We start from the raw sequence: 23,267 nt of genomic DNA, 5'->3' as shown, positions 1-23,267 counted from the left end.
GTGCGCGTGCCGATTGCATCTGTTTCTTTCGCTTCACATTCAGCTCATTCATCGCATGTGACGAGGAGGGCTACGGCATGAGCACGCCGATGCGCTTTCCCGCCCCCGCGAGCCCGATTTATGTTCTTGCCAGCACGGCTGACGCGCTCGCCCTCACTGATCAACTCACCGCGCGACAGGCTCAATTGCAGGCGCTTCTTGCGATGACCCATGGCAACGCGGGGGATGTCTTCCGGCGCATGGATGCGGATGGTCAGGAGAACTACCTGTGGGCCTGCGTCTTGTTTGCCTGGCGACCAAGCGTGTCGCCGGGTGTTCACTCATAGCTCGGCCACCAACTCCCACGTCACCGCATCGCGGCCCAGGTATTCACCGTGGGGCCCAAGCTTGAGCCAGTAGGGCGCGACATCGCCGGGCATCAGGATCAGCTCTGGTTTGTCGGCATTTTCCCGTTGGTAGCGGCCGTAGTGTTGGCTGAGTTCTCCGGTTTTTACGCGAATCCTCTTCGATGGCTGCTTGCCAAGTGGCTCTTTGCCAAGCCCGAGCAGCGTGGCGGGCGGCCATATGCCTTGCCGGTCGAACCGGCGAATCCATAGGTCCGAGGTGCAGCGATTGAAACGGACTTCTCCATTGATGGAGCCGGTACCCATTGAGCCATGGGCTCCATCGCGCAGTGGACGCAGAGCCGCATTCGCGGCCACATACGCAGGCGGATCGGGTTCATTGATGGGGCCGATCTCCGGGGCGTCACCTGCGCGCAGAATCAAGGTCTGCCCGTGGCGAATCGCTTCAACGCCAAGCTGGCGGCAATAGTCTGCGTACGCTTGAGGGCCGCCGAGGCGTTCGGCGAGAACATCACCGACAACCGTCAGCCAGTCGATGCTCTTGGGGCCGCGCGGCGCACACAAGGTGTCGCTTGTGCAGACGTACAAGGCGCGATAACGTGTAGCGACATCGAACACGTCTCCCTCGTAGGGTATTTCCAACTCAGGACACACGGCTGCCAACCCTGCATTCCCGTGAAAGGGCGTGAGCTTATCAATGGCAATCAGTAGTAGAGCTTCCAGCTTCTGGCGATGAACTTCATCGAATGCGTGCGAGCGGGGAACTTGAAAACTCATCCAGGAAATTCGCCCTTCATGCCAACCACGTTCAGTCATACACGAAATCGAGAATTCAGCGACTTCTTCCCTGTGGTCGCTGGATGACAGATGCCACTCTATGCTGTCGTCAGCATCAAGCGATGCCACGTAGTCGCGGAGTGCGGGGAGCTTTTTCTCTGCGATTTTTTTTGTTTTCCAACTATCTGGGTCACATCCCCACTTCAACTCACTTCCGTAGGCAGCCTCAAAAGCCTCGATACACTCGATCAAGGCCTGCCGCTTCGCGGTGGTGTGTCCTCCCCAGAAATAAAAGGAAGCAGTGAAGCCTATAGTCGTAACGATGCGGTCTTCTTCGACGTACTGAAAGTCGGGCAGCAGAGCCTCGATCTTTTCAAGGCTGTTGCTCATAGCTCGGCCGCCAACTCCCACGTCACTGTATCGCGGCCCAGGTATTCACCGTGCGCCCCCAGCTTGAGCCAGTAGGGCGCGACATCGCCGGGCAGCAACACCACCTGCGGAGCGTCGTCGTCATCACCTTGTGCAATTCGCTCGAAGTCAGGGTGGCGATAGCGGCCGTGCACGCTGCAGGTTTCTCCGGTTTTGAGCTTGATCTTCCTGCGGGGCCTATTGCCGACAGGCGCACGGGGTAATCCGATCACAGATACGGGGGGCCAGATGTGGAGAGCATCATAACGTCTGATCCAGAGATCGGTCGTGCAAAGGTTGAAACGTATTTCGCCATTGACCGAACCGAAAGCCATTGACCCAAAGTTGCCATTGCGGAGGGGACGCAAAATACTGTTGATGCGGAGCAGCGATGGCGGGACCTCCTTTTCTAGTGGAACTAATTCTGGTTCAGTGCCAGTGGCTATTATTAATCCTGCTGAAGTGATTTTTGATTCTATCCCGCTTTTATTTAAAGAGTTCAGAAGGTTATCTATGCCGCCTACACGCTGAGCTAAGATCTTGCCGATAAAAGTTATCCAATTGATACTCTTTATCCCATTCTGGGCCTGATTGACATCAATTGTTGAGTCCTCGATGTAGAGTCCTTTGTATCGAGTCGCAACATCAAATTCGTCCGGCTGATAAAGGTGCTGCTCGTAAGTGGAAACAGCGCAGAGCCCCATGTGCCCAGAGTAGGGATTAAGTTTTTCAACGAAGAGTTGAAATAAATCGAGCAATTTTCTGCGCTTTTCTGGGATATAAGCATGGTCGCGAGGCACCGAGAAACTGACTTCTGACATTTGTCCGCTTTGCCAACCTCGCTCCGTTATCGCATCTATATGGAACTCTCCCACTGATTCAGTTTCACCTGACGCTGCATACCACTCGATCTGGTCATCTTCATCCATATTGAGGACGAGTTGACGCAAGGTGGGCATGCTGGCGTAGTTGACGACCTTATGCTGATCAGCGTTGAAGGCCCACTTTAATTCTGCCCCATGGTGTATTTCAAACGCCTCAATACACTCGACCACTGCTGTTCTTTGGGCGTGTGTATGTCCCTGCCAAAAATAGAAGGAGGCTCGAATGCCAACGGTAAGAACAACCCGTTCGTTGTCTATGTACTGATAGTCGGAGAAAAGAGTTTCTAGTTCTTGAATAGTCGTCATATGTCTTTGTTCTTGCTCGAGTTGTGCCGAATCGAAGGCATTGCCTTATGAAATGCCGTTGATATGATTCGCTCGCCCGGCGACGAAGTATGTTGCCGGGTGAATACTCGATCGCGATGCCGACGGATTGATTGCCCTATGAGGAGGGCTTGAGTCCCGAATGTTGGTATGGTGTTCTAAGAAGCTCTAACAAAAAGACCCATTCGCCCCTGTTCACGATGGTCGAATTTCGTTAACCTCGGCCTTGTTTCTTTGAATAGAGGACATGGCCAAAGCACTTCTCGACGACGATCTGTGGGCCTTGATCGAACCGTTGCTACCTCCCGCCAAGCCCCGTCGGAACAAGTATCCGGGGCGCAAGCCGCTCGATGATCGAGCGGTTCTGACCGGCATCCTGTTCGTCCTGCAAAGCGGCATCCCTTGGGAGATGCTGCCCCAGGAAATGGGCTGCGGCTCGGGCATGAGTTGCTGGCGGCGCCTGCGTGCCTGGCAGGAAGCGGGTGTCTGGGACAGGCTGCATGAGGTACTGCTGGCTCGCTTACGCACGGCCGACAGGATCGATTGGTCCCGTTGCATCGTCGATTCTTCCTCCATTCGTGCTGTGGGTGCGGGTCAAAAACAGGACCCAATCCCACCGATCGCGCACGCCCCGGCTCCAAGCACCACCTGATCACCGAAGCGCAGGGCATTCCGTTGGCGGTCATCCTGACCGGCGCCAATCGCAACGACGTAACCCAACTTTTGCCCTTGGTCGAAGCCATTCCACCTATTCGTGGCAAGCGGGGGCGCCCACTCTCCAAGCCCCGCATCATCCAGGCCGACCGTGGCTACGATCACGACAAGTACCGCCGGCCCCTTCACGCTCAAGGCATCAAGACCGAGATCGCCCGGCGCAACACGCCGCACGGCAGCGGCTTGGGCAAAACCCGCTGGGTGGTCGAGCGAACCATCGGCTGGCTCCACAATTACCGACGCCTGCGGGTTCGATTCGAGCGATTGGCCATTATTCACGAAGCCTTTATCAAGATCGCCTGTAGCCTTATTTGCTGGCGAAAACTGAACTGCGCGGAAAACTCATTTTGTTAGGTCTTCTAAGACTTGACGTGGAGTGAGCAGCCGGTGTTGCTCTGACCTTTGAAATTAGGAAAAACATCTATTCAAAGGCGTCGACAAGGCCGTTGTTCATAGCACGGCCACCAACTCCCACGTCACCGCATCGCGGCCCAGGTATTCACCGTGCGGCCCGAGCTTGAGCCAGTAGGGCGCGACATCGCCGGGCATCAGGATCAGCTCTGGTTTGTCGGCATTTTCCCGTTGGTAGCGGCCGTAGTGTTGGCTGCGCTCCCCGGTTTTTACGCGAACTGTCTTCGATGGCGGCGTGCCGAGAGGTTCTTTGCCAAGTCCGACCAGCGTAGCGGGCGGCCATATGCCTTGCTGGTCGAACCGGCGAATCCATAGGTCCGAGGTGCAGCGATTGAAACGAACTTCTCCATTGATGGAGCCGCCGCCCATCGAGTCATAGGCCCCATCGCGCAATGGGCGAAGCGCGGTGTTGGTTGTCACATATGCCTGTGAAACGGGTTCCTCGATGGGGCCGATCTCCGGTGCATCGCCCGCGCGCAGAATCAAGGTCCGCCCGTGGCGAATCGCTTCAACGCCAAGTCGGCGGCAATAGTCAGCATATGCTTGAGGGCCACCAAGGCGTTCGGTGAGAACGTCGCCGACAATCGTCAGCCAATTAATGCTCTTGGGGCCGTGCTGGGCACACAGAAGATCGCCAGCACCCTCGATATACAGGGTGCGATAACGTGTAGCGACATCGAACACGTCTCCCTCGTAAGGTATTGCCAATGCGGGACACACTGCCGCCAACCCCGCATTACCGTGGAAGGGCGCGAGTCTCTCGATCACAAATAGGAGTAGGGTTTCCAGTTTTCTGCGCCGACTCTCATCGAACGCGCACGAGCGTGGAAGCTGGAATGTCAGCCACGAGACTTGGTATTCTTCCCAGCTGCGCTCGGTCATGCACGAAATTGAGAACTCTGCAGCCTCTTCACGGTGATCACTCGATGAGAGGTGCCATTCGATGCAGTCATCCTCATCGAGTGAGGCCACGTAGTCGCGTAGCTTAGGAAGTTTGGGCAGTTTCCTCGTTTTCCAGCTATCGGGGTCGCAGCCCCACTTCAATTCATTGCCATAAGACTTCTCGAAGGATTCGATACACTCGACCAAGGCCTGCCGCTTCGCGGTGGTGTGTCCTCCCCAGAAATAAAAGGAAGCAGTGAAGCCTATAGTCGTAACGATGCGGTCTTCTTCTATATATTGAAAATCCGGGATCAGTGCTTCAATTGTCTCCAGGATGTCTGTCATGATTATTTGTCCTTTTTCTGAATGGGGGCTGCAGCGGCGGTCCGTGTTCCAACGAGCAGCGTCACCAGTGCTGCGGTTGTCCCTGCGACGGCTTCAGCCGGAAGTGCTGCAATGACAAGTGTGCCGACCACAATCGTGCCCGCTGCTATGACAGCATTGCTCTTTAGAAAATCAGCCAGTGGGCTACCCTCTTCTCGTGACACGATTGGGCCATATTGCGGCTTGACGGGTTGAGGGGCGGGAACAAGCGTAGGGGCAGGGGGGGCTGGCTGATACCAGCGCCGTTCGACTGTGCTCTCACGCTTCGTCGGTGTTGTGATCGGAACACGTACTGGGGCGGTTGCTGGATCAGGCCGGAGATGATTGCAATCGCAGGCGCTGGCTTTCAAAAGCCGAAACTTATCAATATTTCCAGCGATTTTTCGATAAGAAAGAATTTGCTGATTGGTTAGTTCGTCCCCATCGAATTTGATTTCGACAACAGTCTCTATATTCGATTGCAAGGGCATCAACCGCTTCCAGTCGATGTGTCCAGCGGCTCTCATTGAGGCCAACTCCGCACCTGTGGCCGTGAGAACGATACAGTCAGGAATTCTCAGCAATCCTTTTTGTGGGCGGCCTTCAAGCTGTCGCTTCAGCAAACCATCGCCCATGGCTCGACCAAGAGGGAAGCGGCTGGCACGGTTCGGTTGCTCACGACTCATCAAGGGTGCGGGAGGATTGGCCTTCATGCTGTAGCCGACCTCAGCCTTGTAGCGCCAGACAAGCTGATTTTTATCTTCATCATCCCAAATGCTGACGGTGGTGCAGCGCTGCTTGAGCTCCCGGCCCAGGCGGTCCCGAAGCCTGGTTCCGCCGCTGCACATACACATCTTCGAACAGAGATACCCCTTGTCCATGGGGTTATCGAGGGAGAGAACCTGGCCTTCAGCTCCGGTATGTGTACTGGAGCGCCCTTGAGCCCGCCCTGTTGGCTTCGGAATGCCTGCCATCAGATCTCCTCGCACCGAGACTCTGCGTAGTGATACGGATCATCACTGGCCGCCGGCTTCGGATGGGCCACCACCTCGACCGGCAAAGGCGAATCGGTCCACACTACGTCGGTGCGGCCCTGCGCATCTGTCTTGCCTTCGAAGGCTTTACCGTCGCCGGTCTTGATGGTGTAGAGCACACCGGCCAGTGGCTCGCCCGTTTCGTTGTTGCGCAGTACAAAGTGCTCCTGGAACTGCGGGGCCTGCTTGGGCACGTAGTCTTCGATGGACGTTGCTGCAGCTTGGTCGGCCTTGCCGTTCTCACTCCAGCCGGCGTGGTCGTTATGGCGGGAGTAGAGGACGGCGCCGCAGTCGGTCACGTCCTGGTCATAGGCTACGGGCCTGCCGACCACGAACGCTGGGAAGCGGCTGCTGACAATGGTCGATACGCGTTTGCAGCGTGGGCATGTGACCTTGTCGCCGACGCGGGCGATGGGCTGCCCGTCAATGGTCCAGGCGGGGTCGCCCGAGATGACGACTCCGCCGTGCGACGTGCGGTCGCCGAGCACGATGAATCCGATAATAGACATGCGTGGATACCGTTTAAGTATGCGTATGGCATATATTATCAAGATCCAGCGTGTCCCGATAAGCAACGAGACCGGGGCTGATCAAAGAGCGATGGCGGGCATGTCCATGTTGCCGCCCCCCTTGATCATCGAGCGCTCGACGACATCTCAAGAGGCGTCGGCAACATGCTTCGTTCACCCGGCAAGCAAGCATGTTGCCGGGTGAATATTCGATCTTGGTGCTGCAGTATTGAATGCGTGCTTCAGCGTATTGAGCTCTCAGGTATCAACATTGAATACTCAATACCCTTATGCTTTATGTTCGGCCGTGAACATCGAATGTTGAGACCGCCGTATAGCATGTTGACGTCGCAATGATTGATGTTGCGACGTCAACATGCTTTGGGGTCGGCGATGCATGACATGTTGAGCCGCCTGCATCGAATGCGCGGCCGTCAACATCGACGGAGGCGCCGGCAACATTCGATATTGCGCCCGCAAGGCTTCAGCCGCGGGTTTTATTGATGATCAATGTTGATGGAATATACGTCCCTTGTCATGATGCGCGCTCTGATTGAGTGGGTTCGAGGGAGAGGTCGATGTTGCGTCATCTATCGCGTCGCGGTTTCGGGTTGGTGCCCTTGCTGCTGGTGCTTGCCGCGCTCGCTGCGGCGGGTGTGTTCGTCGCCAAGACGCAGCAGGCCGATGAGGCGGAGTCTGTGGACGGGCCGTTCCAGATTGCGGATTTCGCCAATCGCGACTTCGAGGGCTCGCCGGCGCTGGCGCTGAGCTTCACGCATCCGATGGATGCGCGGCGGGACTACGACGGGGCGATCCAGGTGTTCGAGATGCCGCCCCGCACGGGCGAGGCCAAGCCGAACAGCCAGGATGACGAGGACGCCGACAATCAGGGCGAGGGCACGCCCGGCAGTGGCAATCCGCAGGTCAGTACGGCCCCGGCGGATGTGGCCATCGACGGCGGCAAGCTGGTGAAGGGCGCCTGGGTGGTGGGGGACAACCCGCGCATCCTGTATTTCCCGCACATCAAGCCGCAAACCCGTTACGTGGTGCGCGTGGCGGCGGGGCTGCCATCGAAGGCCGGCCAGACGCTTGCGGAAGCGAGCAGTTACTCGGTGGTGACGGCCGTCGTCTCGCCGGCCTATTATTTCGCCAGTCGTGGCATGGTGCTGCCGGCCAAGCAGAATGGCGGGCTGCCGGTGGTCACGGTCAATGTGCCGGAGGTGGATGTCCAGTTCCTTCGCGTCAAGCCGGACCAGTTGCCACGCTTCCTCGACAAGGTGATCAGCGGGCCGCGGCCGCAGCGCGGCAAGCGCCAGCAGAACAACGACGGCTACGATTACGACGAAGAGTACGACGGCGACGAGGACTGGCGCGCGACCGATCTCAAGGGGGCCATCGACAACTGGTCGCTCGACAATCTGCACAGCCTGACGGAGAGCGTGTTCACCGGCCGCTTCCTCACCGAGCAGAAGCCCAACAAGCGCAACGTCACCTTCCTCCCCGTCGAGGACATCAAGGAGCTTCGCGAGCCCGGCATCTACATCGCGGTGATGAGCCAGCCGAACCGCTTCCGCTACGACTATCAGGTCACCTATTTCTACGTCAGCGATCTCGGCTTGAGCACCCGGCTGTTCGCCAAGGGCGCCGATGCCTACGTCAGCTCGCTGACCACCGGCAAGGCGATGGCCGGGGTCGAGGTGGCCTGGATGGACGAGAACGCCAAGGTCCTGGCCCGTGCCGAGACCGACAGCAACGGCAGAGCCCCCTTTGCGGAGCGGCCGGCGGCCGCCAAGCTGATTCTGGCGCGTAACGGTCAGCAGATCTCGTTGATCGCGCTGAAGGAGCCGGCGCTGGATCTTTCGGAATACGATATCGCGGGCCTGCCCGGTCGGCCGGTGCGCCTGTTTGCTTACTCTGGCCGCAACCTGTATCGACCGGGCGAGAGTTTCGATCTGTCAGTATTGGCGCGGGATGCGGACGGCCGCGCGGTGCCGCCGCAGCCGATCCAGGCCATCCTCAGGCGGCCGGACGGCAAGAGCCAGTTCACTGCCACCTGGCAGCCGGACGGCAAGCTGGGCGGCTATTACCAGAACCGCATCGCGCTGCCGGTGGATGCGCCGACGGGCTCATGGACGCTGGAGCTGCGTGCCGACCCGGCCGACAAGCTGGCCACCACCAGCTTCCGTTTCGGCGTCGAGGAGTTTCTGCCGGAGCGCATGAAGCTCGATCTGGCCAGCAAGCAGGCCACGGTGTCGCCGGACGACACGCTGACCATCGCCGTCAAGGGCGCTTATCTCTACGGTGCGCCGGCGGCGGGCAACCAGTTGCTCGGGGTTGCCGTCTTCGAGCGCCAGAAGAATCCGCTGGCCCAGAAGCTGCCCGGTTTCGAGTTTGGCGACACCAACGAGGAGAGCCAGCGCCAGCGCGTGGAGCTGGACCAGACCCAGCTCGACGAGAACGGTGAGCTGGCGCTCGACGTGGATCTCGCTCCGGCCAAGGACAAGCGGTCGCCTTACACCGTGCGGACCACGCTGAGCCTGCTGGAGAGCGGCGGCCGTCCGGTGGTGCGCAATTTCGAGCGGGTGATCTGGCCGGCGCCGGTGCTGGTGGGGGTCCGTCCGCTGTTTACCGGCGACTACGCCCGCGAAGGCAGCATCGCGCAGTTCGAGGTGGTCCGCGCCAACGCCGAGGGCAAGTTGAGCGCCGGCAGCGGGCTGCCCGTCCGCCTGTTCCGTGAGAACCGCGATTACTACTGGCGCTTCGACGACCAGCGCGGCTGGCATTCGGGCTTCACGGAGACCGACGAGCTGGTGAACACCGCGAGCGTCAGCATTCCCGATGGCGGACGCGGCAAGCTCGGCGTGCCGGTCAAATACGGGCGTTACCGCCTGGAAATTACCGATCCAGCTACGCAGCAGACGACGAAATACCGTTTCTACGCCGGCTGGAGCGCCCGTGGTGACGAAACCCAGGGCGTCCGCCCCGACCGTGTCGCGCTGAAGTTCGACAAGCCGGCCTACCAGGATGGCGAGACCGCCAAACTGACCATCACGCCGCCGCATGCCGGTGAGGCGCTGATCACCGTCGAGGCCGACAAGACCTTGTGGGTCAGGCGCATCCCGGTAGCCCTTGATGGCACGACTGTCGAGATTCCGGTGGACAAGGCATGGAAGCGCCACGATCTGTATGTGTCGGTCAGCGTGCTGAGGCCGGGCAGTGCCGGCGAGAAGGTCACCCCGGCGCGGGCCCTGGGCCTGGCGCATCTGCCGCTCGAACGGGGTGAGCGCAAGCTGGCGGTCAGCCTCGATGCGCCGAAGAAGATGCTGCCGGACTCGCGCCTCAAGGTGAAGGTCAAGGCGCCCGGCGCCGCCGGCCAGCAGGCGGTGGTCACGCTGTCCGCCGTCGATGTGGGCATCCTCAACATCACGCGCTACGCGACGCCCGACCCGCACGGCCATTTCTTCGGCAAGCTGCGCTACGGTGCCGACCAGTACGACGTGTACGGCCGCCTGATCGAGAAGATGGGCGGCCAGAAAGGCAAGCTCAAGTTCGGCGGCGATGCCGCGCCGAAGGCGACCAAGAGCCTGCCCAAGAAGGTGCGCCTGGTGGATCTGTTCTCTGGGCCGGTGCTGCTCAACGCGCAGGGCGAAGCCGAGATCGCCCTCGATGTGCCCGACTTCAACGGCACGCTGCGCCTGATGGCGGTGGTCGCGGCACCCGAGAAATTCGGCAATGCCGAGGCGGAGACGGTTGTTGCCGCGCCGCTGGTGGCCGAACTGATGACGCCGCGCTTCCTGACGGTGGGCGACAACGCCACCATCGCCCTCGACCTGCACAACCTGTCCGGTGCGGCGCAGAAGCTCAAGGTACGCATCGAGAACGCGGACGGCCTGAAGATCCAGAACGCCGAGCGCGAGCTGGACCTCAAGGATCAGCAGAAGCAGACGCTGCGTTTCCCGCTCGAAGCCGGTAACGCCTTCGGCCTGACCGATGTGCGGGTCCACGTCAGCAGCGTCGCCGGCCTCAAGCTGGAGCGCAGCTTCGGCCTGCAGGTCCAGGCGGCGACGCCACAACAGCAGGTGCTCAAGCTGCTGGCCGTCGGGCCGGGTGAGACGGTGGAGGTGAAGGATGCGGAACTGGGCGGCTTCATCCGGAGCACCGTGCAATCGCATCTGGTGCTCTCCAACAAGGCGCCGATCGATGTGCGTGGCGCCATCCAGGGGCTGCTGACCTATCCCTACGGTTGCGCCGAGCAGACGACCAGCACCGCCTACCCGCATGTGCTGATCGATGAGGAGGGCGCCCGGCTGTTCGGGCTCAAGGCCTACACCCGCGCGCAGCGGGAAGACATGCTGGAGAAGGCCATCGCCCGGCTCGGCGCGATGCAGGCGCCGAACGGCGGCTTCAGCCTGTGGGGCAATGTGTCCGAGTACCAGTACTGGCTGTCGGCCTATGTCGGCAACTTCCTGCTCGATGCCCGCGAGCAGGGTTTCCAGGTGCCGGAGGCGATGCAGAAGAAGACCCAGGAATTCCTGCTCAAGTATTTGCAGGAAGGTGTGGCGGGCCTGCCGACCGGCAAGCTGAGCTACAACGAGAACGGCTGGCAGGATTACCGTTTCGGTGGTTCCGGCCGCTTCGGCGTGCTTGCCTACGGCGCCTATGTGCTGGCCCGTGAATCGAAGGCGCCGCTGTCCACGCTGCGCCAGATGTTCGAGGTCCGCAGCCAGGCACACTCGGGCTTGGCCCTGGTGCAGCTCGGCTTGGCGCTCAAGCTGATGGGCGATGAAACCCGCGCCCAGACGGCGCTCGCCGAAGGTGTGAAGAAGAGCCGCGACAACGGCTACTGGTGGGGTGACTACGGCAGCCCGCTGCGGGATGCGGCGCTGTCCTACGCGCTGCTCGACCGCCACAAGGTGAAGGTCGACGGCCGTGACAATCTCGTTGCCGTTGCGGCCGCCGAATTGGACAAGAACCGTTACACCAGCACCCAGGAGAAGCTCGCGCTGTTCCTGCTCGGCCGCAATTTCACCAAGGCCGGCGAAGGCGAGGGCGGGTGGACGGCGGAAGTGCTCGGCAAGGACAAGCCGGAAGTGATCAACGGCACCGGCACCCTGATCCGGCCGCTGTCGGCACCGGCTTTGCAGGGCGGCGTCCGCATCAGGAACACCTACAAGGACAAGCTCTATCTGCAACTCAGCCTGAGCGGCAATCCGGCGAAGATGCCGGCCAACCGCGACGATGCCATCGCGCTGAGCCGGGACCTGTTCGAAGCCGACGGTACGCCGCTGAAGAGCCGCACGCTGAAGGTCGGCGAATCGGTCATCGTGCGCATCAAGGTTAATCCGCACAGCTGGGTCAATACCGGCATGGTGGTGGACCACATCCCGGCCGGCCTGGAGATCGAGAATCTCAATATCGTCCAGGGCGAAGGCATGGGCAGCACGACGATCGAGGGCATCAACCCGGCCGAGGCGATGCAGGACCCGCGCATCCAGCACGTCGAGTTCCGCGATGACCGCTTCGTGGTGGCCGCCCGGCTGCACGGCAAGCTCAGCCTGTTCTACCGCGCGCGGGTCGTCACCCCCGGCAAGTTCGTCTTCCCGCCGCTGTACTCCGAGGACATGTACCGGCCGGACGTGTATGGCCTTGCCACTGGCGAGGCGACCCTGACGGTGAGCGACGGCAAGGACAAGCCGGCTGCCGTAGCGCCGGCCAAACCGTAAGGCATGGCGCAACGCGCAGCGTGGCTGGTTGCCGGGCGCGGATGGCTGATGAGCCGTCCGCGCTGGCAGTGGGGCCTGCTGCTCGCGCTGCTGGTGCTGGCCGGGCTCGACCGCGCGTTTCCGCCACCGGTGCCCGGTCGCGATGCACCGAACGCGCTGCTCATCGTCGCCCGCGACGGCACGCCGCTGCGGGCCTTTCCGGACCGCGACCATGTGTGGCGCCATCCGGTGGCGCTGGCGGATGTCTCGCCGCTCTATCTTGAGGCGCTGGAGCGTTACGAGGACCGCTGGTTCCGCTGGCATCCTGGCGTCAATCCGCTGGCCCTGACGCGGGCAGCGTGGCAGTGGCTGCGCCATGGGCGCATCGTCTCCGGCGGTTCGACGTTGACCATGCAGGTCGCCCGCATCATCGAGCCGACGCCGCGGACGCTGCTTGGCAAGGGCCGGCAGATCCTGCGCGCGCTGCAACTCGAGCTGCACTACTCGAAGGACGAGATCCTCGCCCTCTACGTCAATTACGCGCCGATGGGCGGTGTGCTCGAAGGGGTCGAGGCGGCCAGCCGGGCTTATCTCGGCAAGCCGGCCAAACGCCTGAGCCATGCGGATGCGGCGCTGCTGACCGTGCTGCCGCAGATGCCATCGCGCCTGCGCCCGGATCGTCAGCCGGCCCGGGCCCGCGTCGCGCGCGACAAGGTTGTGCACCGCATGGCGGGCGTGTGGCCGGACGGTGAGATCCGCGATGCGCTGCAGGAGCCGATCATCGCCCAGACGGCGCGCGATCCGCTGCTTGCGCCCTTGCTCGCCGAGCGGCTGCGCAAGGAGGCCCATGGTCGGCAGCGCATCGACACGACCATCGATGCCCAGACCCAGCAGACCGTCGAGCTGCTGCTCACCAGCCGGCTCGCCGCCCTGCCGCCGCGGGTGTCGATGGCTGCGCTGGTGGTGGACAACGCCACGCTGGAGGTCCGCGCTTATGCGGGTTCGGCCGATTTTGGCGATATCGACCGTTTCGCCTTCGTGGACATGGTGCGCGCGTCGCGCTCGCCCGGCTCGACGCTCAAGCCTTTCCTGTACGGGCTGGCGCTCGATGAAGGGTTGATCCATTCGGAGTCCCTGCTCGCCGATGTGCCGCAGTCCTTCGGCGGCTATCAGCCAGGCAATTTCCAGCAGTCCTTCCATGGGGCGGTCAGCGTTTCCGAAGCCCTGAGCAAGTCCCTCAATGTGCCGGCCGTCGAGGTGCTCGACCGATTGGAGCCGGCGCGTTTCGTTGCCGCCTTGCGGCGTGGCGGCCTGAAGCTGGATTTCCCGAAGGGCGAAGCGCCCAACCTGTCGGTGATCCTCGGCGGCGCCGGCACGACGCTCGAACAGCTGGTTGGCGCCTACACCGCCTTCGCCCGCCAGGGCGTCTCGGGCAAGCCGCGCTACCGGACCGATGAACCGCTGGTCGAACAGCGCATGCTGTCGCCCGGCGCGGCCTTCATCATCCGTGACGTGCTCGAATCCGGCGGGCCGGTCGGCCGTGCGGTGGAGCAGGGGCCGGGCATCCGCCGCGGCATTGCGTGGAAGACCGGCACCAGCTTCGGTTTCCGCGATGCCTGGTCGATCGGCGTGTCGGATCGCTATACCGTTGGTGTGTGGATCGGCCGCCCGGACGGTACGCCGAATCCCGGCTTCTTTGGCGCCAATATCGCGGCGCCGCTGCTGGTCGATATCTTCTCGGCGGTGGATAGCCAGCCGGTCGCGACCCGAACGCCGCCGCCTTCCGTGCATCAGGAGAAGATCTGCTGGCCGCTCGGTACGCGCTTTCAGCCGGAGGACGAGGCGCTCTGCCATCGCCAGGCCATGGCGTGGGTGCTCAACGACGCCGCGCCGCCGACCTTTCCCGACCGGCTGCGCAGTGGCGAAATGCGCTACACCTATGAGGTCGATGCGGTCAGCGGCCTGCGCGTCACGGCGGCGTGCAGCAGCCGCCCGCGCCGCCAGGTCGAGGCCGTGCATTGGCCGGCCGCGCTGGACCCGTGGCTGACCGCCGACCTGCGCGCCAAGGCCCAGCCGCCGGCGTGGGATGCCGGCTGCCGGATGCAGGCCGAACCGGAAGCCGGATTGAGCATCGTCGGTCTGAGCAACGGGGAAGTGATCAAACGCCCGCGCCCCGACCAGGCACCAGTCGTCCGACTTGAGCTGCGCGGCCAGAGTGGGCAGGTTTATTGGTTGATCAACGGACGACTGGTCACCCACCGTCCGGCCACCCAGCCCTTGATTCAAACCCTTACCGAAACCGGCCGTGTCGACATCACCGCGATGGACGAGCAGGGCCGCTACGACCGGATCAGTGTCAGCGTGCGCTGAGTTGTCCCAGATGCCGATGTATCAAGGCCGCGATGAGGCAACTGGTGGCGACTCCGGCGGCGACATCTTCACTTCGCCACGGTCGCCGGTGACAGCGCCGCCGCGAGCTGGCTGACGGTGTTCCAGTCGAGGGCTTGCGGCCCGCCCGGTGTCTCCACCGCGATGCCGTCCGTACCCACCGGGGCGACGAAGATCGCGTCGCTGGCGATTGGGCACATGAAGAGTTCGGTCTCGGCGCTCTTGCCGTCCCTTACGGCGACCATCGCGAGGGCGAGGGTGTGGGCCTCATGGGGCGTGAGGTGCACCGTGAGGGTGCCGCCAACCTTCAGGGTGAGCAGGCGGCCAAGGGCGCGGTGTGTCGTTTCCGAGACCGAGAACGGGGGTTTGTCGGCTTCCTGACTGCCATTCGTGTCGCTCATGCGGCGTCCCCGTGGGCGAGGAGGGCGGCAATCACCGAGCCGCCGGCGCCGTCTTCGGGGTCGAGTTCCTGCAGTTTGGCGAGGGCCCTGGCCGAGGCGTCCTGGTTGTCGCGGCGCAGCTCGATGAAGGCGACGGCCTTCAGGAACTGGAGCAGGAAGCGGCGCGGCGCGACCGGGGCGGCGGAGACGTCGGCAAGGCTCCAGCCGGCCCAGGTGCGCGGCAGGCCGGCTTGGTCGGCAGCCCGGGCGAGGGCCGTGACGGCGGTCTCGAAGGCGGAGTCGAAGTCGCGCAGTTTGTTCTGCAGCTTGAACAGGCAGCGGTAGGACGGCAGCACGTCCGGCGCCACCTCGATGGCGGTGCGGAAGAAGGCTCGGGCGCGGGCCGGGTCGCTGGAATGGATGGCGACGCCCTGTTGCAGCAGGGCGTTGATGTTGTCGGGCACGTCGCCGAAATCGACGGTGTCCTCGCTGAGGGCGGTAACGCTCATTGAACTCTCCGGGGGCTGTCTGTTGTTGTCGGAGAGCTTTAGCAATTATGGGGCCAGCATCGGCGGCCCCGTCCGTCAGCGGCAGGCCAGGCGAAAGCCGGCCTCGATGGCGGCGGCGTCGAGGCGCCGGCCGATGATGACGATGGTGGTCTCGCGGGCTTCGTCTGCCTCCCACGGGCGGCCGTAGTCGAAGCCGGTGATGCGGTGCACGCCCTGGAAGACCAGGCGCCGCTCCTCGCCGCGCACGGCCAGGATGCCCTTGTAGCGCAGCATGTCGTTGCCGCTCTTGAGCAGCAGCTCTTCCACGAAATTGCCCATCAGGCCCACGTCCACGGCGCCGGCGTGGTGCAGCACCAGTGAGGCGATGTCGTCGTCGTGGCGCACGAAGGGCTGGCGCTCCGCACCGCCGCGGCGCAGGCCGCTGGGCGTGGCGTCGGCGAGGAAGCCCGGCGTGCGCTCCAGCACGTCGGTGAGCACGAAGGCGTCGAGGGTGAACAGCGCGGCGACCTCACTGGCGTCGGTGGGGACGGTGGTGATCGGCACACGCAGGTTGATGCGGCGCAGGCGGACTTCCAGCGCTTCCAGCTCGGTGGGTTCGACGAGCTCGGTCTTGCTCAGCAGGACGCGGTCGGCAAAGCCGATCTGTGCGGCGGCGACGCGGTTCTCGTCGAGCTGCTTGCCGGCATGGACGGCGTCCACGATGGCGAGGATGCCGTCCAGCTCGTAACGGTCGCGCACGCCTTCATCGACGAAGAAGGCCTGGGCCACCGGCGCCGGGTCGGCGAGGCCGGTGGTCTCGATGACCAAGTGTTCGAAGTCCAGTTCGCCGCGGTCGCGGCGGTCGGCCAGTGCGGCGAGGGACAGGCTCAGTTCGCCGCGCACGCTGCAGCAGATGCAGCCGTTGGCGAGCTCGACGACTTCGACCGCCGGCGAGCCGGCGATCAGCCCGCCGTCGATGCCGACGGCGCCGAATTCGTTCTCGAGCACGGCGATCTTCTTGTGCCCGGCGCTGGCGAGGTAACGGTTGAGCAGCGTGGTTTTGCCGGCGCCGAGGAAGCCGGTGAGGATGGTGGCGCGGATCGGTGGGCGGGGAATGGCGAGGGGATTGGTCATGGCATGAACTGAATGAAAAATCGGCCGGAAACCCGCCGCAGGCGGGCTTGCCGGCCGAAGAATACGCGTGCCCCTTGATCAGCAGCAGCGCCCCGGGCGTCCGTCGGCGCCGCCGTAGCGGGCTTCCTGGCGTTCCCGGAAGAACTCTTCATAGCTCATGATCGGCTTGTCCGGGTGGTTGAGGCGCATGTGCTGCACGTAGGTATCGTAGTCGGGCATGCCCACCATCAGGCGGGCGGCCTGGCCGAGATACTTGCCTACACGGGCGAGGTCGGAGAACACGCGGCGCTCCTTACTTGGTGGCCGGCAGCGGCTCGAAAGGCGTTTCGAGCGTGGTCGGCTTGTTGGCGTTGAGCGCGCGCAGGCAGGCCGGGATGGCATACACGACGATCGCAACCACCAGCAGGATGAAGAGGCCGGACATGGTGGCATCCACATAGTTGTTGGTGATGATCTGGTGCATCTGGTCCATGCTCTTCGCCGGCGCCAGGATCTCGCCCTTGTCGAGGGCGGCCTGGTACTTGTGGGCATTGGCGAGGAAGCCGATCTTCGGGTTCTCGTGGAACATCTTCTGCCAGCCGGCGGTGAGCGTGCAGATCAACAGCCAGGTGGTCGGCACGATGGTCACCCACGCGAACTGCTGGCGCTTCATCTTGAACAGCACCACGGTGGCGAGGGTCAGCGCAACGCCGGCCAGCATCTGGTTGGCGATGCCGAACAGCGGCCACAGGGTGTTGATGCCGCCCAGCGGGTCGACCACGCCCTGATACAGGAAGTAGCCCCAGGCCGCCACGCATAGCGCGGTGGCGACGAGGCTGGCGAAGATGGAGTCCATCTTGCGCATGGACGGCACGAAGGTGCCCATCAGATCCTGCAGCATGAAGCGGCCGGCACGGGTGCCGGCATCGACGGCGGTGAGGATGAACAAGGCCTCGAAGAGGATCGCGAAGTGGTACCAGAAGGCCATCATCGCCTTGCCGCCGAGGGCGTTGGAGAGGATGTGGGCCATGCCGACGGCCAGCGTCGGGGCACCGCCGGCGCGGGAGATGATGGTCTTCTCGCCGACGTCCTGGGCGGTTTGCAGCAGCATGTCGGGCGTCAGCACGAAGCCCCACTGGGAGATCGCCATGGCAGCGCTTTCGGCGGTCTTGCCGATCACTGCGGCCGGGCTGTTCATTGCGAAGTAGACGCCAGGTTCGATCACCGAGGCGGCGACCAGGGCCATCATGGCGACGAAGGACTCCATCAGCATGCCGCCGTAGCCGATGAAACGGGCGTTCTTCTCGTTGTCGAGCAGCTTGGGCGTAGTGCCCGAGGCGATCAGCGAGTGGAAGCCGGATACGGCGCCGCAGGCGATGGTGATGAAGAGGAAGGGGAACAGGCTGCCCGACCACGCCGGGCCAGTACCGTCGATGAACTTGGTAAAGGCCGGCATTTGCAGATTGGGCGCGACAATGGCGATGCCGATGGCCAAGCCGACGATGGTGCCGATCTTCAGGAAGGTGGACAGGTAGTCCCGCGGTGCGAGCAGCAACCACACCGGCAGAACGGAAGCGATGAAGCCGTAGCCGACCAGCAGCCAGGTGAGTTGCTTGCCGTCGAAGGTGAACAGCGGGCCCCAGGTTTCGCTGGCGGCGATGTCCCCGCCAAAGATGATGGCCGCCATCAGCAGCACGAAGCCGATCAGCGACATTTCACCGATGCGGCCCGGGCGGATGAAGCGAGTGTACACACCCATCAGCAGCGCAATGGGGATGGTGGCGGCAACGGTGAACATGCCCCACGGAGATTCGGCCAGGGCCTTCACGACGATCAGCGCCAGTACCGCGAGGATGATGACCATGATCATGAAAGTGCCGAACAGGGCGATCACGCCGGGCACCGGACCAAGCTCGGTCTTGACCAGATCGCCGAGGGAGCGGCCGTCGCGGCGCGTCGAGATGAACAGGATCATGAAGTCCTGCACCGCACCGGCGAAGACCACGCCAGCGAGGATCCACAGCATGCCCGGCAGGTAGCCCATCTGCGCGGCCAGTACGGGGCCGACCAGCGGGCCGGCGCCGGCGATGGCGGCGAAGTGGTGGCCGAACAGCACGTACTTGTCGGTCGGCACGTAGTCGAGGCCGTCGTTGTGGCGGACGGCGGGAGTCATGCGATTGGGGTCGAGTTCCATCACCTTCTCGGCGATGAACAGGCTGTAGTAGCGATAGGCGATGAGATAGGTACACACCGCGGCGATGACCAGCCACAGGGCGTTGATGGTCTCGCCGCGGTGCAGGGCCACTGTTCCGAAAGCTGCTGCTCCCAGAACGGCGACGGCCCCCCAGCCGAGGTGACGCTGTATGGATGACATGGTTTTCCTCACTGTCTGTTTCGTGGAGACGCACGAACCTCTGCCCGACCAGTGAGGAGGAATGGTGCCGGCCCCGGTTGGGCGTGAGCACCGGATCGACCGTGGGGCCGGGAGAAAGCCCGCCAGCGGCCCATTGTGTGTCTTATAACTTTAGTTGCAATCCGGGCCGCTCGCCCATTCTTTGCATGCGGCGCGGTATGGTCAATCAGGGTTATCACACATTGCGCCGCCCCTTGACGCAGATCAGATGTCGGCCTCCACCGAGTCGCCTTTTTCCTCCATCCAGGCCCGCCGGCCGGAGGCTTCGCCCTTGCCCATCAGCAGCGTGAACATGCGCAGGGTGTCGTCGAAGGCGTCGGCGCGCACGTGCACCGGCAGCACGCGGCGGGTGGCCGGATCCATGGTGGTTTCGCGCAGCTGGTCGGGGTTCATCTCGCCGAGGCCCTTGAATCGGCCGACTTCGATGTGCTCGGCCTTGACGCCTTCGTGGGTCAGGCGGTCGCGCAGGGAGGCGAGCTCCTGGTCGTCCAGCGCATACAGGCGGCGCGGCGGACGCTTCTTGCCCTGGGCCGGCACGTCGAGGCGGTAGAGCGGGGGCTGGGCCACGTAGATGTGGCCGTTCTCGATGAGCTTGGGGAAGTGGCGGAAGAACAGGGTCAGCAGCAGGGTCTGGATGTGGGAGCCGTCCACGTCCGCGTCGGACATGATGATGACCTTGCCGTAGCGCAGCTCGGAGAGATCGGGATCGTCCTTCGGGGTGTGGGCGTCCACGCCGAGGGCCACCGCGATGTCGTGGATCTCGGCGTTGGCGAACAGGCGCTCCCGGTCCACCTCCCAGGCGTTCTGCACCTTGCCGCGCAGCGGCAGGATGGCCTGGGTGTCCTTGTCGCGGGCCATCTTGGCGCTGCCGCCGGCGGAGTCGCCCTCGACGAGGAAGAGTTCGTTGCGCTCGATGTCCTCGGATTCGCAGTCGGACAGCTTGCCGGGCAGCACGGCGACGCCGGACGACTTGCGCTTTTCCACCTTCTGGGCGGCACGGGCGCGGGCCTGGGCGGCCTTGATGGCCAGCTCGGCGAGCTTCTTGCCGTATTCCACGTGCTCGTTGAGCCACAGCTCGAAGGGGTCGCGGACCATCCGCGAGACGAGCTGCACGGCGTCGCGGCTGTTCAGGCGTTCCTTGGTCTGGCCCTGGAAGCTGGGGTCGAGGACGCGCGCCGACAGCACGAAGGAGGCGCGCCCGAAGGCGTCGTCGGCGGTCAGCTTGACGCCCTTGGGCAGCAGCGCGTGGTGGTCGATGAAGTTCTTGACGGCGGTGAACACGCCGTCGCGCAAGCCGGCCTCGTGGGTACCGCCGGCCGGGGTGGGAATCAGGTTGACGTAGGACTCGCGCACCGGTGCACCTTCGGCGGTCCACGCCACGGCCCACGAGGCGCCTTCACCGGTGGCGAAGGTGTCGTCGCCCTTGGCGGCGTACTTTTCGCCGCTGAACAGCGGGATCAGCGGTTCGTCGTGCAGGGCTTCCGACAGGTAGCCGCGCATGCCGTGCTCGAACAGCCACGTGCGAGTGTCGCCGCTTTCGATGCTCAGGCTGACTTCGAGGCCTGGCATCAGCACCGCCTTGGAGCGCAGCAGGCGTTCCAGCTCGGCGCGGGGCAGGTCGGCAGCGTCGAAATACTTTGCGTCCGGCCACGCACGCACGGTGGTGCCGCTGGCCTTCTTGGGGGCGTCGCCGATGCGGGCGAGGGGCTCGATCACGTCGCCGCCGGAGAACACCAGGCGATGACGGCCGCCGTCGCGGACCACTTCCACTTCCAGCCGGTGGGACAAGGCGTTGGTGACGGACACGCCGACGCCGTGCAGGCCGCCGGAGAAGCGGTAGGCGGATTCTTCATCCGTCTTGTTGAACTTGCCGCCGGCGTGCAGCCGGGTGAATACCACTTCAACCGTCGATACGCCTTCGACCGGGTGGATTTCCACCGGGATGCCACGGCCGTCGTCGGAGACGCTCACCGAGCCATCCAGGTGCAGGGTCACGCCGATCTTCTTGCAGAAGCCGGCCATCGCCTCGTCGGCGGCGTTGTCGATGACTTCCTGGATGACGTGCAGCGGGTTTTCGGTGCGGGTATACATGCCCGGCCGCTGCTTGACGGGTTCGAGGCCTTTGAGGACGGTGATGGAATCGGCGTTGTAGGTTTTCTGCGACATGCTGGGGGGAATACAGATGGATTTTGAAGCGGAGCGGACTATACCGCGCCGGCCGCCGGCCCGCGAGGGGCACGGGCGATGCAGCGCGGTGCGTTCAGCGGCCGAGGCTGCTGCGCCCGGCGTTGTCGGCTGTCTGCTGGGCGATGCGTTCAAGTAGCGCGTTGGCGGCGCGGCTGCCGGGGCTGTCGCCGTGCGCCTCGCGCCAGGACAGATGCACCGTGGTGGCTTCCGCCGGCAGCGTGTAAATGGCCATCGACAGCGGGCACTGGGCGACGTTGAGCGGGTTCTCGCGGGCCAGGGTCCAGGCGATGCGCGCGCTGCAGAAATGCAGCACTTCGGCGTCCTGATAGACCGGCGTGGTCTGCTCCAGCGCGGGGCCGGTGCGCGCCAGCATGTCGCCGAAACGGCTCGGCGGGGCGGGCACCAGGCCTTCGGCCTCGATGGCGTCCACCAGCGCTTCGCGGGCGTCGGCGTAGCGGCCGGGGGTGATTGCCTGGTGGCGGATCCCGTCGGCACGGCTGGCGCCGATGCCGGCCAGGAGCAGGGCGATGACGAGGAGGGCGCGCGGCATGGGCTTGGAACTCCGGTAAGGGCGGGGATTTTGGGCAAAAAGGCCAGCACGCATAGGCAGGCCGTGGCACGCGAGGGGCCGAAGATAGCACTGCCCGCTGCCCGCGGGATTGAAGCGCAGCGGCAGGTCGTGGCAAATGCGGGCGCGCATATCGTAGATCAAGGTCGCTTGCCGGGCGGCGCCTTAGGGTGGCGAACATCTGATCTCAGCGGAGTCACACCGGGTGTCGTCATGAATTGCCCCAGTTTTTTCGATGAAGTTTCCCCGCTGCGGGTGCGCGACCCGCTGGCTGAATTCCTGGGCGCCGCCGAGGGCGGCCTGATCGAATATCGGTACCTCGATGCGGTGCGGCTGGCCGGGCATTCCTGTCCGACAGTGGCGAGCGCCTACCGCCTGACCTGTCTGGCGCTGGCGGCGCTTTACGGTGAGGAGCTGCCGGAGCGCGGCGGTGTGCACGTGAGCTTCCGCGACAGCCGGACGGACGGCGTGACGGGCGTGATCGCCAACGTGGTGTCGCTGCTCACAGGGGGGACGGTGGACACCGGCTTCAAGGGCCTGGCGGGGCGTTTCGACCGCCGAGACCTGCTGGCCTTCGACGCCGAACAGCCCCTCGATCTGCGTTTCCGCCGCGTGGATACCGGCGCGGCCGTGGATGCGATGAGCACGCTGCGCGAGGTGCCGGCCAATCCGCGCATGATCCCGTTGATGCAGCTGAGCCTGGCCGGCCAGGCCAGCGACGCAGAGGTGCGGGAGTTCCGGCAATTGTGGCAGGACCGCGTCCGGCGGGTGCTGCTGGACCATGGCGACGACCCCGCGGTATTCGTCGTCCGCACGGCCAATTGAATCCAGGAGATGGTCATGAGCCGCAAACCAGGCCGACAGCCCGATGCCTCCAACGATGCGGAGGCGGGCTACAGCTCTCCGCCCTGTTACGCCAGCGACTTTCCCGGCCATTTCGGCGAGGATGTGCCAACCGCTGAGGCCCTGCGCATCGAACGCCTCAATGCGCTGCTGGAAGCCGAGCGCGCCGGCGCCAAGGTGCTGGCCATCCTGCGCGACGAGCTGGATGCGCGCGCGCCCCTGCGCGCCCTGCTGGAACGCCTGCAGAAGGACGAAGGCAGCAACGCCGTGGTGCTGTACAAGACCATCCAGCGTCTCGGCGGTGCGGCGTCCCACGAGACCGGTGCCTTCGTGCACAAGACCCTGGCCATCGACGGCCTGGAGGCCCGCCTGCGTTTCCTGAACAAGGGCCAGGCCTGGGTGGTGCGCAAGATCGACGAGGTGCTGACTGACATCGACGACCCCGACGCCCGGCGCATGCTGGAGGAGATGCGCCGCTCCCACGTGGACAACATTGCCGCCTGTGAGGCGGCCCTTGGCGACTGACCGGCGCCGC

Annotated in this window: 18 protein-coding genes; 6 read left to right on the top strand and 12 right to left on the bottom strand. The window is 63.7% G+C overall.

What is annotated here, in order from left to right:
• Positions 1 to 77: 77 nt before the first annotated feature.
• On the top strand, positions 78 to 326 hold the full coding sequence (locus AC3QL2_RS00165; RefSeq protein ID WP_493236404.1) for a hypothetical protein: 249 nt from the start codon (positions 78 to 80) through the stop codon (positions 324 to 326).
• On the opposite strand, the gene AC3QL2_RS00160 is transcribed toward AC3QL2_RS00165, so the two are convergent.
• Together AC3QL2_RS00160 and AC3QL2_RS00155 are read right to left on the bottom strand one after the other, a co-directional pair.
• On the bottom strand, positions 321 to 1,511 hold the full coding sequence (locus tag AC3QL2_RS00160) for a type VI immunity family protein (RefSeq protein ID WP_493236405.1): 1,191 nt from the start codon (positions 1,509 to 1,511) through the stop codon (positions 321 to 323). The two genes, AC3QL2_RS00165 and AC3QL2_RS00160, sit on opposite strands and share 6 nt — an antisense overlap.
• Positions 1,508 to 2,719 carry a type VI immunity family protein gene (locus AC3QL2_RS00155; protein ID WP_493236406.1) on the bottom strand — a complete coding sequence of 404 codons (1,212 nt, stop codon included), beginning with the start codon at positions 2,717 to 2,719 and terminating at the stop codon, positions 1,508 to 1,510. The genes AC3QL2_RS00160 and AC3QL2_RS00155 overlap by 4 nt, the downstream gene beginning before the upstream one ends.
• Positions 2,720 to 2,984: 265 nt before the next feature.
• Here AC3QL2_RS00155 and AC3QL2_RS00150 point away from each other — a divergent pair.
• Positions 2,985 to 3,805, top strand: a protein-coding gene (locus AC3QL2_RS00150; RefSeq protein ID WP_493240326.1) for an IS5 family transposase whose coding sequence is annotated in 2 segments (ribosomal slippage) — positions 2,985 to 3,333 and positions 3,333 to 3,805 — 822 coding nt in all. Because the reading frame shifts where the segments join, the coding sequence is not laid out codon by codon here.
• Positions 3,806 to 3,901: 96 nt separating this feature from the next.
• Here the strand turns inward: AC3QL2_RS00150 and AC3QL2_RS00145 are convergent.
• The 3 genes from AC3QL2_RS00145 to AC3QL2_RS00135 are packed head-to-tail and all read right to left on the bottom strand — an operon-like array spanning position 3,902 to position 6,650.
• Positions 3,902 to 5,089, bottom strand: coding sequence for a type VI immunity family protein (locus tag AC3QL2_RS00145; RefSeq protein ID WP_493240324.1), 1,188 nt, complete (start codon positions 5,087 to 5,089; stop codon positions 3,902 to 3,904).
• A gap of 2 nt (positions 5,090 to 5,091) precedes the next feature.
• Positions 5,092 to 6,081, bottom strand: a complete 990-nt coding sequence (locus tag AC3QL2_RS00140; RefSeq protein ID WP_493236059.1) for a VRR-NUC domain-containing protein — start codon at positions 6,079 to 6,081, stop codon at positions 5,092 to 5,094.
• Positions 6,081 to 6,650 (bottom strand): PAAR domain-containing protein, encoded by a 570-nt coding sequence (locus AC3QL2_RS00135; protein ID WP_493236060.1) that lies wholly within the window; start codon positions 6,648 to 6,650, stop codon positions 6,081 to 6,083. The genes AC3QL2_RS00140 and AC3QL2_RS00135 overlap by 1 nt, the downstream gene beginning before the upstream one ends.
• 578 nt (positions 6,651 to 7,228) lie before the next feature.
• Here AC3QL2_RS00135 and AC3QL2_RS00130 point away from each other — a divergent pair.
• Together AC3QL2_RS00130 and pbpC are read left to right on the top strand one after the other, a co-directional pair.
• Positions 7,229 to 12,373 carry an alpha-2-macroglobulin family protein gene (locus AC3QL2_RS00130; RefSeq protein WP_493236061.1) on the top strand — a complete coding sequence of 1,715 codons (5,145 nt, stop codon included), beginning with the start codon at positions 7,229 to 7,231 and terminating at the stop codon, positions 12,371 to 12,373.
• Between the two features lie 48 nt (positions 12,374 to 12,421).
• The gene (gene pbpC / locus AC3QL2_RS00125; protein WP_493236062.1) at positions 12,422 to 14,722 is read left to right on the top strand and encodes a penicillin-binding protein 1C; all 2,301 of its coding nucleotides are present in this window, start codon (positions 12,422 to 12,424) and stop codon (positions 14,720 to 14,722) included.
• 68 nt (positions 14,723 to 14,790) lie between these two features.
• Here pbpC and AC3QL2_RS00120 read toward each other — a convergent pair whose 3' ends face one another.
• From AC3QL2_RS00120 to AC3QL2_RS00090, 7 genes are all read right to left on the bottom strand, one after another.
• Positions 14,791 to 15,141, bottom strand: coding sequence for a hypothetical protein (locus tag AC3QL2_RS00120; protein ID WP_493236063.1), 351 nt, complete (start codon positions 15,139 to 15,141; stop codon positions 14,791 to 14,793).
• Positions 15,138 to 15,629, bottom strand: a complete 492-nt coding sequence (locus AC3QL2_RS00115) for a hypothetical protein (RefSeq protein ID WP_493236064.1) — start codon at positions 15,627 to 15,629, stop codon at positions 15,138 to 15,140. The genes AC3QL2_RS00120 and AC3QL2_RS00115 overlap by 4 nt, the downstream gene beginning before the upstream one ends.
• 75 nt (positions 15,630 to 15,704) lie before the next feature.
• Complete coding sequence (locus AC3QL2_RS00110; RefSeq protein WP_493236065.1) at positions 15,705 to 16,742, bottom strand: CobW family GTP-binding protein; 1,038 nt, start codon at positions 16,740 to 16,742, stop codon at positions 15,705 to 15,707.
• A gap of 78 nt (positions 16,743 to 16,820) precedes the next feature.
• Complete coding sequence (locus tag AC3QL2_RS00105; protein WP_481118422.1) at positions 16,821 to 17,024, bottom strand: YbdD/YjiX family protein; 204 nt, start codon at positions 17,022 to 17,024, stop codon at positions 16,821 to 16,823.
• A 10-nt stretch (positions 17,025 to 17,034) separates the two neighbouring features.
• The gene (locus tag AC3QL2_RS00100; RefSeq protein WP_493236066.1) at positions 17,035 to 19,095 is read right to left on the bottom strand and encodes a carbon starvation CstA family protein; all 2,061 of its coding nucleotides are present in this window, start codon (positions 19,093 to 19,095) and stop codon (positions 17,035 to 17,037) included.
• Between the two features lie 243 nt (positions 19,096 to 19,338).
• On the bottom strand, positions 19,339 to 21,300 hold the full coding sequence (parE, locus tag AC3QL2_RS00095; protein WP_493236067.1) for a DNA topoisomerase IV subunit B: 1,962 nt from the start codon (positions 21,298 to 21,300) through the stop codon (positions 19,339 to 19,341).
• Between the two features lie 94 nt (positions 21,301 to 21,394).
• Positions 21,395 to 21,871, bottom strand: coding sequence for a DUF302 domain-containing protein (locus tag AC3QL2_RS00090; RefSeq protein ID WP_493236068.1), 477 nt, complete (start codon positions 21,869 to 21,871; stop codon positions 21,395 to 21,397).
• 231 nt (positions 21,872 to 22,102) lie between these two features.
• On the opposite strand from AC3QL2_RS00090, the gene AC3QL2_RS00085 reads away from it, so the two are divergent.
• Together AC3QL2_RS00085 and AC3QL2_RS00080 are read left to right on the top strand one after the other, a co-directional pair.
• On the top strand, positions 22,103 to 22,714 hold the full coding sequence (locus tag AC3QL2_RS00085; RefSeq protein WP_493236069.1) for a hypothetical protein: 612 nt from the start codon (positions 22,103 to 22,105) through the stop codon (positions 22,712 to 22,714).
• 15 nt (positions 22,715 to 22,729) lie between these two features.
• A complete protein-coding gene (locus AC3QL2_RS00080; RefSeq protein ID WP_493236070.1) occupies positions 22,730 to 23,257 on the top strand; it encodes a DUF6306 domain-containing protein in 528 nt (175 codons plus the stop codon).
• The last annotated feature ends 10 nt before the right edge of the window (positions 23,258 to 23,267 follow it).

It is taken from the genome of Zoogloea sp. GW822-FHT05C07, from assembly GCF_058800215.1.
This window is presented reverse-complemented; position numbering and strand designations above follow the sequence as displayed.

Bases quoted from the DNA above. Each gene is read 5' to 3' on its own strand.
- AC3QL2_RS00135 (WP_493236060.1), bottom strand. From the start codon at position 6,650: ATGTCTATTATCGGATTCATCGTGCTCGGCGACCGCACGTCGCACGGC.
- AC3QL2_RS00100 (WP_493236066.1), bottom strand. From the start codon at position 19,095: ATGTCATCCATACAGCGTCACCTCGGCTGGGGGGCCGTCGCCGTTCTG.
- AC3QL2_RS00155 (WP_493236406.1), bottom strand. From the start codon at position 2,719: ATGACGACTATTCAAGAACTAGAAACTCTTTTCTCCGACTATCAGTAC.
- AC3QL2_RS00130 (WP_493236061.1), top strand. From the start codon at position 7,229: ATGTTGCGTCATCTATCGCGTCGCGGTTTCGGGTTGGTGCCCTTGCTG.
- AC3QL2_RS00085 (WP_493236069.1), top strand. From the start codon at position 22,103: ATGAATTGCCCCAGTTTTTTCGATGAAGTTTCCCCGCTGCGGGTGCGC.
- AC3QL2_RS00120 (WP_493236063.1), bottom strand. From the start codon at position 15,141: ATGAGCGACACGAATGGCAGTCAGGAAGCCGACAAACCCCCGTTCTCG.
- AC3QL2_RS00145 (WP_493240324.1), bottom strand. From the start codon at position 5,089: ATGACAGACATCCTGGAGACAATTGAAGCACTGATCCCGGATTTTCAA.
- pbpC (WP_493236062.1), top strand. From the start codon at position 12,422: ATGAGCCGTCCGCGCTGGCAGTGGGGCCTGCTGCTCGCGCTGCTGGTG.
- AC3QL2_RS00140 (WP_493236059.1), bottom strand. From the start codon at position 6,081: ATGGCAGGCATTCCGAAGCCAACAGGGCGGGCTCAAGGGCGCTCCAGT.
- AC3QL2_RS00110 (WP_493236065.1), bottom strand. From the start codon at position 16,742: ATGACCAATCCCCTCGCCATTCCCCGCCCACCGATCCGCGCCACCATC.
- AC3QL2_RS00090 (WP_493236068.1), bottom strand. From the start codon at position 21,871: ATGCCGCGCGCCCTCCTCGTCATCGCCCTGCTCCTGGCCGGCATCGGC.
- AC3QL2_RS00115 (WP_493236064.1), bottom strand. From the start codon at position 15,629: ATGAGCGTTACCGCCCTCAGCGAGGACACCGTCGATTTCGGCGACGTG.
- AC3QL2_RS00165 (WP_493236404.1), top strand. From the start codon at position 78: ATGAGCACGCCGATGCGCTTTCCCGCCCCCGCGAGCCCGATTTATGTT.
- parE (WP_493236067.1), bottom strand. From the start codon at position 21,300: ATGTCGCAGAAAACCTACAACGCCGATTCCATCACCGTCCTCAAAGGC.
- AC3QL2_RS00160 (WP_493236405.1), bottom strand. From the start codon at position 1,511: ATGAGCAACAGCCTTGAAAAGATCGAGGCTCTGCTGCCCGACTTTCAG.
- AC3QL2_RS00080 (WP_493236070.1), top strand. From the start codon at position 22,730: ATGAGCCGCAAACCAGGCCGACAGCCCGATGCCTCCAACGATGCGGAG.